A 14207-nucleotide genomic window follows, 5' to 3' on the forward strand; every position below is an offset into this window, starting at 1 on the left:
GAGGAGATAGGAGACAAGGAGAAATTAACTGTCCACTGTCCACTCTCCACTGTCAACTGTCAACTGTCAACTGTCAACTAACTCCTCACTCCTAACTTTTACACATAACTAACCTGATTCATAAAACCTGCCATCAAGTTAATTTCGGTATGTACACTAGCAAATTTATCTGCAAGTTCCTCAAAGGTGATTTCTTCCTTACCTTGAGTTCCTACCAATACCACCTCATCACCCCATTCTACTGGTTCGGGAATGTCGGTAATATCTACTGTGGTGATGTTCAAGGATACTCGTCCGACTACGGGACAGCGATGACCTTTAATTAGCACAATACCTTTATTAAATAATGAACGGGGATAACCTTCACCAAAACCTACTGGTAAGGATGCAATTAAACTATCCCTTTGAGTTGTAAATAAGCTACCATAACCGATTGTTTTACCTTTGGGTACTTTTCTTACTTGTGCTACCCTAGTTTTTACTGACATTACGGGTTTGAGTTCGGGAGGATTTTCAAAATCCTGGGAGGTTCGCACTCCGTAACAGGCTGCTCCAACTCTTACTAACTGGTTACTTTCATTACTTATACGTACTGTCGCTGCACTATTATGAGTATGAGTTAATACGTTGTGAGACACGTAATTTTTCAGGACTTGACGTGCTTTTTCAAATTGCTCTATCTGATAGTGAGTAAAGCCTAAATCTTTTCCATCGGAACTAGCAAAGTGAGTCATCACACCGACAATATTAATACCGGGTAATCCACAAACTTGTTTTAGTTCTTCTGTTTGGTTGAAAAAGAAACCACTTCTACCCATTCCGGTATCGATGTTGATATGTACGGGAATTTTTTTACCGCGTTTTACTCCTGCTTCTGAAAGATATTTTGCTACTTCGATTGTTCCTACTTGTTCTTCAATGTTCAGTGAGTCAATGGATTCTTGCAATTCTTCAGGTAAACCCATTCGCAAACGCAATAGTTTTACATCCAAGCCCAACTCACGAATAACTGTTGCTTCCGGATTAGTACAAATACCTATATATTCTGCACCTGCTACCACTGCTGTAGGTGCTAACTGCTGCAAACCATGTCCGTAAGCATTGGCTTTCATGACCACACACAGTTGAGCAGGCTGAACGCGATCGCGAATATGGCTAATATTACTTTTGAAATTATCTACTGAAACCGTTACTTCGATATGATGCTGATTCATTTGGATGAACTAAATTCTCTCCAAGGAGATGCTGAATCAAATAATCATATCGACTTTCGGCTACATTTTGAGAGTAGAAATTAAACATTTATGAGCTTAGACAATGCTCGTTTATTTACTTTTTCTAAATAATTTTATAATAATTTTATCTTTGTCGAAAATTTAATTTTAATAACAGGTAATTGGTAATAACAAATATTAGCAATTACCTGAAAATGAAGAAGCTAAATTTCAGCTACAGCCCGTTCAATTAACCTTTTAGCAAGGGTTTGTGTACCTGTATGCTCAAAATAGTTAGTGCTGAGGTCAAGGAAAGCAGCGAGATAATCTAACTTATCATCGGCAAAATCAACAAAACTGCTCAACTTACTTGTGACTTTTTGAGGAGTTAAATTATTGGAAGATACAGTGTCACTCATCCAGCCTTTGACTGAATCAAAACTGGAACCGATAAAGTTAAGTTTACCTTCGGAACTACTACCGGGAATTTCATCGTTCATCTGCTTGAATGTGGAATTATCTTCTAATTCTTTAGGATTCATTCCATTGAGTGCAGATTGAGCTTGTTGGATAAAATCTGGACCAAGAGGAATCAAACCATCAAGGCAGATTAATCCTACCATACGGATGTAGGATTCACCGCTGTATTCACCCAAGGAAGCGACAAAATCGCCAATGCTATCTCCAGGAATACCATTTATGCTGCAAAAAGCGAGTAATTCGGCAATTAATTTCAAAGATAAATCAATAGTTTGCGCTTTATCCGCTTTGGGAGTAAATCTGTTAATTAAACCTCCAAACAAAGGAATTTTTCCACTTACTTTATTAGCTAAAGCCGCTGCACCCAAGGCTTTATCGGTTCTGTCAACGGTTTGGTACAGCCATAAACCTTTTTGATATCCTTGAGAACGGTCATTATAAAGATAAATTGCGCGTTCCCCAATGGTTTGTATGAGACTTTCGTCAGTTTCACCAGTGACTTCTTTAATCGTATTAACAAAACCAACTGTATTTTTCCAATGACCAGGGGTAATAGAATCGAGTGAATTTAGCACCGAAACGGTTAAACCACTAGTTGGTAATTCATCAACCAATTCAAAAATCGGTTTGCTCACGATAGTAGACTCCTTGATTACTTAATTTATTACTGAAAAAATGATTAGTGGACAGTTGACAGTGGACAGTTGACTGTTAACTATGCTTTTAATCTAGATAAACCGCTAAGGTTAAATTTTTTCAGCCAAGCTTCTCTATCGGTGGCTGTAAATGAAGGATTGCGGGACAATACTTTTACTTGATAGCGATCGCTAACTAAAATCGCTGTTTGAGTATTGCCAACTTCTACTGCTGGATAACCAGAGATTTGTTTGGTGCTATTAGAGAATTTAGCTGCTGCTCCGGGTACGCTGGTGGTATCGGAAATTGCCATTACTGCGACATCTTTACCATCTTGTTTCAGCTTGGCTTCAGCAAAACCTTTCTTCTCTTGAGTAAAAACTCGCTGATAACCATCTGATGCTTCTGGGAAGAATTTATTAAATTCACTACCTTGAGTTGCATCTTTAGCAACCGCTTGTCCTTTCTTCTGCTGACTACTTTCCTGCTGTACTTGATCAAAACGTCCTGGTGCTTGTTGAGCGCAGGCTGTTGTCAGTAATACAATCGAAAGAAGTAGGGCTGCTAATATCTTATGCACACGGGGAAAATTCATCTTTTACTCCTAATTTCTAATTTAAGCTTGACCGAATAAAGTATAAAGGATTAACAATTTATACTTTATAACTGATACTTTATGACTCATCCTTTATACTTCATACGTGAATAAACAAAAATTACTTTTTGATAACGTTTGAGTATGTTAATCAACAGTTAAACTTCTTAACCAAACCGAAAATATAAGGTTAAAAACATTCAAATCCCCCTTTAACCTTTGACCTCTAACCTTTAACCTTTTTTATTAACTGTTAATTTCGATGAGCTATAACAGCATAAAATGGGTCGCCACTTCCCGCACCTAACCACTGGAGGAAATTTGGTGCTGAAGATTGATTTATGATTACTTCTGGAGGAGTAAATCCGGGAACCGATTGAAAATAGCTTTTAACCAATTCAACTCTACCCCTTTCACTACTATCGCGCCATGCTTGAATTGCTTTTTGGTAAAACATTCTGTTAGAAAAGCTGATAATTGCCATACCACCGGGTTTGAGGATGCGGTGAATTTCGGTAAATATTGCTTCTGGATACTGCAAATATTGTATAGAAACACAATTGAGAACAGCATCAAATTCTTGGTCTTTGAGCGGTAATTTGGGATTTTCGTTAAGATTTTGGATAAAGTAATTGTCAAATTGGGGGTTGCGTGCTAATTCTTCAACATTCATTCCGTGTCCTTCAACATGACTAAATTGGATTTCATCTGGTAAATGAGACACCCAACTACTCATCATGTCAAAAATCCGTGTATTGGGTTGGAGACGTTGACGGTATAAATCTGTAAGTTGTTGAATAAATCCTTCATCTACATGGGTAACAAAACGAGGCAGCCCGTAAAATAACTTATCATCGGTGTCATCCAACTTCATGCGTTGATTTGGTCGAAGCATTATAAAATTCCCTGGTGTACCACTTTATATATTTTAAAAACAGATTTGACCATTAATTTAGTTAAGTTGGGCGCTGGGTGAATATAATTCGTAATTCGTAATTCGTAATTAGTGAGAGAAGTCGGGTTTTTAGAGGATGTTTTGAAAGTCTAATTTAATACTTTACCTGGCGACTAGAAGTCGCGGCTACACAAACAAAACCCGCCTGCGCGGGTTCTAAACTAACTAGTCCACGCAGGTGGACTTTGTTTTTGTAGTAGCGGTTTAAACCGCCGGATAATTTTAAAACATCTTCTTAGGACAGTTGTCTTGTCTCCCAGATATTTCAGGGAAAAACCTGATTTTTTAATTAAGTTCGTTATCTGCAATATTTACTAATCAAATGTTATCTAAACTAAAGTTGTCTTTGATTAAACTAAATTTTTTCATTTGGATTGTTTGTCCTTATTTAAGTTTATTAGTTTGGATAGTTCCACTATTGTTACTAGGTATAGGAAATCATAGTTTGATGGCTCATGATGAGGGACTTTACGCTTGGCGATCGCGATTAATGTATGATTCAGGAGACTGGATTAATCCTTGGAAAAATCCTCATCATAAAACACCGGGTTTCTATTGGTTACTTGCCGTTTCTTACAGCTTGTTTGGCATTAATGAAGTTAGCGTTCGTTTACCAAATATGATTTTAGGTATTTTGAGCGTATTTATGGTATATGAAATAGGCAAAATCTTATTAACTAAAAAAGTTGCTTGGCTTGCTGCTGCTATTTTGAGTGTAGAGTTTCTGTGGCTGCAATATTCTCGTTTAGGAACTCCAGATGTACCACTGGTGTTTTTAGTACTTTTAGGAATTTTTTCTTTATTAAAAGCGGAATTAAATTTTAAACATCGTTATATTTGGGGTTTGATTGCTGGCTCTAGTTTTGGTTTAGGTTTCTTATTAAGAAGCTTTATGATTTTTCCTCCAATAATAGCTTTGTTGCCTTATTTAATATTACAGCATCGCCGTCATCATCATTTAGGAAATCCCATGTTATGTCTGGGATTTTTTTTCGGATTGCTACCGACTATAATTTGGCTTAAACTTAGTTCTTTACGGTTTGGTGATGATAGTTTTACACAGTTAATAAATTTTGTTATCCAACAAGGTTCAAGTGAACGTGAAAATAATAACTGGATTTATTATTTTTGGCATATTCCTATTTTAGCTTTTCCCTGGTCATTTCACGGTTTATTAGGTGCGGGTTTATTAATTAGGGATTTTTTATCTAAATATAATTTTAAATCTACGGAAGAAACTGATACTTATAATTATAAAATTTGGCAATCTAATAATCAAAATAGCGAGCAAGATGTTTGCGCTTCGCGCACGCTACGCGAACGCACTACAGAGAAAAATTTCTTAATATTAATAGGTTTTCCGCTAATTTTATTTATCGAATTGAGTATTTTTTCAACTCGTTTATCTCATTACAGTCTTTCTTTATATCCGTTTATTGCTTTACTTGCTGCGGTTGGATTGAATTGGCTAGGAAACATTTGGAATCAAGAAATAAAAGAAATAGAAATAAAAAATATACCTTTATTTTCATCAGTACGTTTATCATCAACTCATATTTTAAAAACTATAAACTATAGCTTTGCTACACTGGGTATTCTGATTTTATTAGCAAGTATAGTAGTTTTTTTAATTAGCGATCGCGATGGTGAAATCCGCAATTATGCAATCATTGGTTTAGTATTAGGTTTAAGCTGGTTAACATTACCTTTACTTTGGGTTGCTCGTTGTCGCTTTAGTAAAAATTTGATTTCAGCCCGTTATTGGATAGCAGCTTGGTTGATTTCCGCTTGGTTGACTTTAGCGGTAACTGGTAGTTTCGGATTTTTAAGTAACTATAACCCTGATTTTCAAGCATTTTTACAGCAACCTGAAATTGCTCAAATTTTACAAAATCATCCGATTAATTTCGTTGATGTTGATGGTAAAACAGGAGTATTAATCAATTTCTATACTCCAAAACATGGAAAACGAGTAAATGAAATTTCCCAAATTACCACTTCGGGTTATGCTTGGATAAGCGAAAAACAAGCTTCTATAATATCGCAACCCCATAGTATTATCGGTGAAGTGCAAAATTATCAGTTGATTAAATTAAAGTAATTTCAATTAAAGTAAAAACTCCGCGTTACTCCGCGAAAACCTTTGCGCTCCTCTGCGTTAAATAAATCTTTAATTACACTCAATTAACTCACCCAAAGCCTCAATCAACACTTTATTTTCCTCATCCGTACCAACAGTAATCCGTAACTTATCTTCCAACCCTTCCTGATTAAAATATCTAATCCAAATACCTTGTTCTTTCAACCTTAAATACAAATACTCCGCATTACCTTGAGGAGGCTCAACTAATAAACAATTAGTATGAGAATCCCAAACTTTAAAACTTAATTTTTTTAAATCACTTGATAACTTATCCCGCGATATTTTAACCTTTTTCACACAATAATTCTTATAATCTTGGTCGCGAATTGCAGCAGCACCGACAGCACAAGCAATCGCATCAATATTATGACTATCCTTAACTTTATACAAACCCTGTAATAAATTAGGATTAGCAATTGCGAAACCTAATCTTATCCCCGCAAGTGAATATCCCTTCGATAAAGTACGAATAGAAATTACATTATTAAACTCTTTAACTAAAGATAAAGCATCACCATTACCAAAATCTACATAAGCCTCATCAATCACCAAAATACCAGATAATCTTGTTGCTAATTCCCGTAAATTTTCTAGTGGTACAATATGTCCTGATGGACTATTAGGAGTAGCGATAATTGTTACTGCGCCATCGACTTTTACTAATTCTTCTATCGGTAATTTATAATCTGATGGATAATCAATTTCTACTTTTTGAGCTGCTTGCATCTCTACCAAAGTACGGTAAAGGATGTAGGTAGGCATAGGATAAACAACTTTTCTATGGGAATCCGTACAAGCGCGAATTATTAAATTCAACACTTCATCACTACCATTACCAACAATTATCCAATCAGCAGGAACATTCAAAACTTCACTAATAGCATTGCGAAAATCGGTAGCAGAAGCATTAGGATATCGTCGTAACCATTCCCAATCGAAGTTTTGTAAAACTTCTTTCACTTTAGGAGAAGGAGGATAAGGATTTTCGTTACTATTAAGCTTGATAATCTTACTGCCGGGTTTTGGCTGTTCCCCTGGAATATATCCAGTCATTGCATCAACTTCAGCACGGAAGAAGCTAGTCATTTCAATTCGATTTTGGATTTTAGATTTTAGATTTTGGATTGTTCCCTCTTAAGAGGATATTTTAACGGTTAAAAGTCTTTACCTGGCGACTAGAAGTCGCGGCTACACAAACAAAACCCGCCTGCGCGGGTTCTAAATTAATTAGTCCACGCAGGTGGACTTTGTTTGTGTAGTAGCGGTTTAAACCGCCGGATAAAGTATGAAATTAAACTTTTCAAATATCCTCTAAGAAATATTTTATTACTCAATCGCTAAATCGCGGAGAAAATAGAATTTATCGCTGTTCCAATCAGTACCTTTAATTCGTCCTAAGTAACCTGTTAAAGGTGAAGATAGTTCGATGAGAATTTCGTGCATTTCTTGACGGTTTAATGATTGTGCTGGATTAGAATTAAAGTAAGCACCATGTAATGCATCGACTCCTGTAGAATCCATCTGGGAGTTTTGTAGATAATTTTTGACTAATTGTACCAAATGCGATCGCAATTTAATTTCTTTTTCAATCTGTATTATATATTGTTGCACTTCCGCATCAGATTGACCAGCTTTTAAAAAATTTTGCAGTTTAAATAAATCTATTGAATTACGATATTTACTTTGTAATTGAACTAATTTTTCTAAAGTTTCAGGATTAATAATAGCCATACCATGTACTTTTGCAGCGTCTTTAAGTTGTGTTGTTGGTTCACCAGGACCGATAATTAATTTAGTTGCTTGCTGAAGCAATTCTTGGCTTTTTAAGCGGAGTGTTCCTAAGTTTAATAATTGTACTGCTGTGTCATTAGGAATTTTTTGACCTGATTTACATTCTCCAACTAATGGGTAAGGGTGCGAACAAAATACATCTACACCACCAGCACCACCCTTGTGAAAATAATCAACAGTAAATCCTAAAAATTCTAAACTCTGACGAACTATATTTTCAAAATCTGTCCCCGCTTGATAATGACTTTTGCCTTTATCTTCTTCTTTACTACGATTCCCTAATGCTGCGATTTCTTTTGTCCAAGCCAATTCTAAATCAATATTATTTACTGTTTGTTGATTACTCCAACCTAAGAATATATTAATATTTTTTTCTAATTGTTTCGCTGCTGGATTATTAATAGCTAAAGGTGATAAAACGTCTATTAATTCTTCTAATTCTGGATGCTGTGGTGGTTCGAGTTTTTCTAATTGACGCTTGCGAGTAGCGAAGATGTTATCTGGTAAAACTGGGTTTGTATCGGAAACACTCAAATAATTAGGTAAACCGATAAATTTTCCTAACTGATTTGATTCTACTTTTAGTGATACTTCATAAGGCTGAGATAATTTATAAAGACGTAAATAACTTAGAAAAATATGCTGTTGTTGATGCAGTATTTTATCTAATGTATCTTGCGTCCAGATTGTTAACCGAGATAATCTTTCTAGAGACAGACTTTCATCAATAATTTGAGTAAGTTCACATTTAGCCCAAGCTTGGATTGAGACTTTTTCTTGTGTAGCTAATAAATCTACCGGATAAAGTGCAAATTTTTGTCCAAGACGAATAAACATCCTGGGCATAGCAACAATAATTCGTCCTTGAATTAAAGCTGCAATATCAGAACTGGATAGACACAATGCTGTTGAAATTGAAAGCGGTGAATTCATATTTAATTGTCTATGTTTAGGTCGATATTACTGCTATCAACGCTTTGAGGAATGCTGATTGGTAAATCATCATCAGTTAAATCGCTTGGTTGTTCTCCCGATGGTTCGCTGAGTATTTCTCTAACTAAGGGATTATTAATTGCTATTTGCTCTTGCTTGATAAAGTCAAAAATTTCTTTTTCAGTCAGTTCATAACTTTCACAGCTATACACGAACCAAATAGCCAAAAGAGGTTTAATATCTTGGCTTTGCAACATTACCCATTCACCACCTTGATGATGCAAAAGTTGTTTTAAACATTCGTTGGGTATATATGCACCAGAATTAATCTTTTTGGAGCGAACTAAACAACCGCGAGTAATATCAAATTTTTCATATTCAATTAGTCTTTTTAGTGCTGCTCCTACATACCTTCCACCAGATTGCTGAATTACATCAACACCAATTTTAACTTTGCGATTGTTACCAACAATTTTGAAATCAATATATCCTTTGTCTGCTGCGTTAGCTTGAATGTCTTCGACTTCTTCAATATTTATTCCTTCTAATTTTTCACCTTTTAAACTTGAGAATGCGAATCTAAGTGCTTTGGAAATTGCTTCTTGATCTTCCATTAATTCATCAATAGAAGCTTCAATATTCGTTAATTCGCTTTGATAATATTCTTTTACTGGATTTGATTTAGTTGGTGAATTGACAAAATTTTCTGCACACCACTTTAAAATCGACCTTATTGTTGGTTTACTCTTACCAAATTCTCTGAGCTTATTTTCATCAAAAGGATAAACTGGGTGTGGTGGAACAACTTTATTTTCTTCGTAGAAAACTTGTAGCCACTGACTTACAATCGGCACAATATCATCTGCATTAGGATTGTTTAATTTTAAAGGCTGTCTATCTAGCTGCTCGCTGACTAATCTATCTATGATAGCTTCAACTTGTGGTAAAGCCCTTATTTGCTCGTTCCAAGTGCGGGGATACATTGCTAAAAGAAAAACACAACGTTTGAGGTTGTTGTATAAGTCTTTTGCTAAACTTGCAACTAATTGTGCCGAGAGCAAGCCATATTCATTAACTTCGGTATTATCTAATTCATCAAAGCAAATTACAGGAACTTTGTAATCGCTGATAATATCTAAAATCTGGCGAACTGTTTTTAATCCTTCGGCTTCTTTATCATTTTTATCGTAATTTGGTAATCCCATTACTTCAGCTTGATTTTGAGTTAAATCCAATCCAGCCAGCCAATAATTAGCATAGTTAGTGTGGACAGAAGATAGCGTCCATAAAATTGCTTTTATCAAATAAGGATTAGTAATATCTGGTTTATTTGGAAGAATAAGTTCAGTTAATTTATCAACAAATTTAGTTGAGTATTTTTTCAAGTATGTTGGGTAAATATTCTGAATATATTGTTGTGGTGTATAATCCCATCCTGTAGCTTCATTAATTAAAGCCGCTGCGATTTCTTGCCACTGCATTACATTTTTACTACCATGCGCTCTCAAACTAGAAGCCAAAGTTTGCAGAAATTCGTATTTAATCTGATTTAAATTATCATACTTGCCCATATAGATAAATAAAGCATTATCTTCTGTCTGCAAGCGATGTCGAATTCGACTGATAATATGACTTTTACCTGCTCCTTTTTCAGCAATAATTGTAATCCCTACAGTTTCACGTTCCCCTTTACTAACTTTATCTACTGCATCAAAAACAGCATTGGAAGCATGAGCATTAATTGAAGGGACATCGGGAAAACTTTTTCCCCATATTTGTGATGAACGGACAACAATATGTCCTGCGAAGGGATTTTTATTCCTAATAAGTTCATCAATTAAAGATGTGTTACCAATCATATTTCTTAAAACTTAATAAGTGACATAAAAAGGTTTAATTTTGCAATTTGGAAGCGTAGCAACGCAATCCATCTAATTCAGTAGTGATAGAATCTTCTATTTTGTCCGCAGCACTATCTTCTACACTTCCACCTTCGAGTTGAAAAATATCCTCTGCTTGCATCTCTAACAGCCATTCACTGAACTGTTTACGAGAAACGCGATCGCCAATTTCTCTCCTAATCCGATAAATTGGTACCAAATTATTTAAGTTGTAATCTCGGTTCAAATTCTCGTAAACCTCTAATGCAACTTGCTCAAACTCCTTATAAGAAGCGATCGCATTATTTAACGATTTTCCATTTTGCGGTGCAGGTGCAGAATTAACGCTACTCTCAATCTCTCCAATCCACCTCAGCAAAGCATTTGCAGCCCAAGTTCCGACAATTGTCCCTTCAAATTCAAAATCAGGATTTTTCAAACCTTCACCCAGCATTTCTACACCCTTTGGAGATACCAAAGAAAAACTTTTCCTGGAAATGGCGATCGCGTTTTCTTGCTCTAATTGCTTAAAAATTCCATGGTAATCTGCGATTTTCTTACCTTTAGAAACAATTCGCTTGGTAAGATCGCCTCTTTTTACTTCCTGCTTCGTTCCCCCTAATGCCCACAAAGCCAGTAGAACGCGAGTTTTATTTGAATCAGTCATTATTTTTACTTTTATGTTTTTATACGTATTATATATTACACTTGGATTATCAAATACAAACGCTTTATTGCAAAAAAGTACTTAAATATATCTAATGCATTCAATATTGATAACGAAATATATTGATAATGGTTTAATTAGTTAAATAGAGTTAAATAATTAATCAGAAAAATTTACATCAAATTACAACAATCCAGGGCGAAAATGCACCCAAATCCGCCCGAAACAAGCACTGTTTAAACATTGCATTCAATAGTGTAATCTGCGTTTCTTTATCGTTAAAAATAGCGCGGTAGATAACAATAAAATTATCCGAAATAGAGGTTTAGATGCACACAATACCAATCGCACAAACCACCGAATTGATTACAAATAAATAGCCAAAAACTTGCCGAGTCATCATATCGATTAAAAGCAAACTAAGATATCTCTCTAACCCTGGTTATTTCATTAGTTTGCTTTCTAGTCACATTACCATTGCCTATATTCGTCGCTTTTCCGAAAACCTACAGCCTTCTTTACCTTCAATTCATTGCTAACTCATCACACAGTTAATAGGGAACACTCTTTAGGATGCAACTCCGGATTCCTTGGTTTCTATTGTAGAAACAAATGTTGTACCGTTGATTTCTCGTATCCATTTAAGCAACCCACCAACAAATTTACTTGCAACTTTACTTCCAACTTGCTTTCCATAAAATTGGAAATCAAGGGTTTTAAGTTGTTCATCCAGCATCTGCAAACCTTTATCAGTTAACTGAACAGTTTCCACTTTATTTTTACGCTTGCTGCTAATAGCACCAGCTTTTTCTAGCTTTCTGAGAACAGAAGTATAATCTCCTGCTTTCTCATTTTTGCGTTGTACACTACCAGTTACTTCTGTTGTTTTAACTTCAGTCTTTGTTCCTCCTAAATCCCACAAAGCTAAAAGCAACCGAGTTTCATCTTGATTTCTCTTAGTTGTAACTTTCTTAGTAGTAGTTTTAGCTTTTGCAACTGAAGTAGTAGTAGTAGCTTTAGTTTTGCTAGCAGCTTTCTTGATAGTAGTTTCAGACTTATCGATGCTAGTAGATACAGGTGTTTGTGCTTTTACCTTTTTAACAGTGCTAGCGGGTTTTGTTTTACTAGCAACTTTCGCAGTAGATTTAGTTTTTTCTACCTTGGTGGTAACAGCAGGTTTTTCTATTTCCTTAGTAGAAGATTTCACTTTCACTACTTTGGTAGTAACAGCAGGTTTTTCTACTTTCTTCATAGAAGGTTTCGCTTTCTCTACCTTGGTGCTAGCAACTTTCTTTGTTGTAGCCTTAGCTTTTTCTACGATGGTGCTAGCAGGTTTTATTTTACTAACAGCCTTTTTATTTGTATTTTTGACTTCAATTTCCGGAGCATTATTGGAAACGGAAGTTTCTTCTACAGCTAAAGTTTCAGGCTTCGGTTTTTTGATGCTACTTTTTACTTTTGCTTTCGCAGTGCTAGTTTGAGCTTTAGCCTTGGAAGCAGAACTTTTAGACTGAGTTTTCTTACTCTGCAAACGACTTCTTCTTAGTACCATTGAGGGTTAAATTTAAAGTTAATAATTTTACTTCACTATCTACAATAATCTAGTTCTCAGTGTTTTCGGGGTATGATAAACAACATCAGGGTATTTTCTATTAATTTCTTTAAACAGTATTTTTATCTACAAAAAAAACGACACTTAATAACTAAGTATCGTTTTTTTTAATATATTTAAATCCTCAGAAGGTATATCTAAAAGCCTCCATAGCAAGGAACATATAGCAAATTTAAATTGAGTCCAATACACTAAAACCTCACCCCCTTCCCCTCTGCGATGCCTTGGAGAGGGGTTGCTTTGGGCGGGGTGAGGTAAATTTGTATTACACCCAAGTGAAAACCGCTATAACTTCGTTAGTAGGTTAAAAGTTATTTAAATTCTTCTAGTTGATCCATACGTAACCACATATTCGGTGTAGGCACTTTTCCGAACTTCACCAAAGCATAATCACCTTTGACATCCAAAATCTCACCTTCACTTTCAAACAGATAGGAGGGAAAACGAGAATCACTCGCTTGCGCTTCCAAACTATTTTCCAGCTTTTCGCGGATAGCACGAACCATCGCTCCTTTTTTCACAGCCATAAATTTTCCCCTTTAATAAATAGGATTATTTTTACTCAGAATTGTAACTCGCGTAAAAGGTTAAAGGTTAGAGGTTAGAGGTTAAAGGTTAAAGGTTAAAGGTTAAAGGTTAACTGTCCACTGTCAACTGTCAACTGTCAACTGTCAACTTCTGACACTGGGGACAAAAATGACTGGATCTTCCAGCTAATTTAATTCGTTCGATGGGATGGCTGCAAACTCGACAAGGTTCTCCCGTGCGGTTATAAACCCAAGCCACATGAGCATAGTTGCCATTTACGCCTTTTACATTGAGGAAATTACTGAAGGTAGTACCTCCAGCTTCAATACTGGTTTTTAAAACTTGAATAATACTAGAGTGAAGACGCTCTATTTGTTCTAGTTGCAAATTTATGCACAGTGTTTCTGGTCTTATTCCACTCAAAAACAATGCTTCATCTGCATAAATGTTACCCACACCTGCCACTACGGATTGATCTAATAATCCAGTCTTGATAGCGCGACGGCGATTTTTGAGTTTATTGGCAAGATACTCTACAGTGAATTCCTTTGAAAAAGGATCTGCTGCAAGTTTTGCTAATCCAGTCATAATACTCTGTATTTCTACCTTTGGAGGAACCCACCACATCTGACCAAAAGTACGTTGATCGACGAAGCGCAATTCCCATTCCTCACCAAAGAACAACCTCACCCGCGTATGCTTGTGCAAAGGTTCATCTCGATGCAACCACAACAATTGTCCAGTCATTCGTAAATGAACACCCAGGGAGGAGG

At 35.7% G+C, this 14207-nt stretch carries 12 protein-coding genes; 1 reads left to right on the forward strand and 11 read right to left on the reverse strand.

Features of this window, described 5'->3' with window-relative positions:
* Positions 1-98: 98 nt before the first annotated feature.
* The 4 genes from alr to IQ247_RS27715 all read right to left on the reverse strand — a co-directional run bounded on the left by alr (position 99) and on the right by IQ247_RS27715 (position 3820).
* Entirely contained in the window at positions 99-1214 is a 1116-nt protein-coding gene (gene alr / locus IQ247_RS27700) for an alanine racemase (protein ID WP_193924906.1), read from the reverse strand.
* Between the two features lie 224 nt (positions 1215-1438).
* Positions 1439-2329, reverse strand: a complete 891-nt coding sequence (locus IQ247_RS27705; RefSeq protein WP_193924907.1) for a hypothetical protein — start codon at positions 2327-2329, stop codon at positions 1439-1441.
* An 80-nt stretch (positions 2330-2409) separates the two neighbouring features.
* Positions 2410-2925 carry a hypothetical protein gene (locus IQ247_RS27710; RefSeq protein WP_193924908.1) on the reverse strand — a complete coding sequence of 172 codons (516 nt, stop codon included), beginning with the start codon at positions 2923-2925 and terminating at the stop codon, positions 2410-2412.
* Positions 2926-3178: 253 nt separating this feature from the next.
* Complete coding sequence (locus IQ247_RS27715; RefSeq protein WP_228060097.1) at positions 3179-3820, reverse strand: class I SAM-dependent methyltransferase; 642 nt, start codon at positions 3818-3820, stop codon at positions 3179-3181.
* Between the two features lie 382 nt (positions 3821-4202).
* Here IQ247_RS27715 and IQ247_RS27720 point away from each other — a divergent pair, with 382 nt between their 5' ends.
* The gene (locus tag IQ247_RS27720; RefSeq protein ID WP_193924910.1) at positions 4203-5981 is read left to right on the forward strand and encodes an ArnT family glycosyltransferase; all 1779 of its coding nucleotides are present in this window, start codon (positions 4203-4205) and stop codon (positions 5979-5981) included.
* A gap of 69 nt (positions 5982-6050) precedes the next feature.
* Here the strand turns inward: IQ247_RS27720 and hisC are convergent, their stop codons facing one another.
* The 7 genes from hisC to IQ247_RS27755 all read right to left on the reverse strand — a co-directional run.
* A complete protein-coding gene (gene hisC / locus IQ247_RS27725) occupies positions 6051-7109 on the reverse strand; it encodes a histidinol-phosphate transaminase (RefSeq protein WP_193924912.1) in 1059 nt (352 codons plus the stop codon).
* Between the two features lie 240 nt (positions 7110-7349).
* Positions 7350-8747, reverse strand: coding sequence for a DUF1802 family protein (locus tag IQ247_RS27730; protein WP_193924913.1), 1398 nt, complete (start codon positions 8745-8747; stop codon positions 7350-7352).
* 2 nt (positions 8748-8749) lie between these two features.
* On the reverse strand, positions 8750-10606 hold the full coding sequence (locus IQ247_RS27735) for a hypothetical protein (RefSeq protein ID WP_193924914.1): 1857 nt from the start codon (positions 10604-10606) through the stop codon (positions 8750-8752).
* A 34-nt stretch (positions 10607-10640) separates the two neighbouring features.
* Positions 10641-11294 carry a hypothetical protein gene (locus tag IQ247_RS27740; protein ID WP_193924915.1) on the reverse strand — a complete coding sequence of 218 codons (654 nt, stop codon included), beginning with the start codon at positions 11292-11294 and terminating at the stop codon, positions 10641-10643.
* A 568-nt stretch (positions 11295-11862) separates the two neighbouring features.
* On the reverse strand, positions 11863-12846 hold the full coding sequence (locus IQ247_RS27745; protein ID WP_193924916.1) for a hypothetical protein: 984 nt from the start codon (positions 12844-12846) through the stop codon (positions 11863-11865).
* A gap of 371 nt (positions 12847-13217) precedes the next feature.
* Positions 13218-13433, reverse strand: coding sequence for an NAD(P)H-quinone oxidoreductase subunit O (locus IQ247_RS27750; RefSeq protein ID WP_193924917.1), 216 nt, complete (start codon positions 13431-13433; stop codon positions 13218-13220).
* A 130-nt stretch (positions 13434-13563) separates the two neighbouring features.
* Positions 13564-14207: DNA-formamidopyrimidine glycosylase (locus IQ247_RS27755; protein ID WP_193924918.1), on the reverse strand; the 644-nt coding region annotated here is incomplete at its 5' end.

Source organism: Plectonema cf. radiosum LEGE 06105 (assembly GCF_015207665.1).
GTDB lineage: Bacteria > Cyanobacteriota > Cyanobacteriia > Cyanobacteriales > Nostocaceae > Rivularia > Rivularia radiosa_A.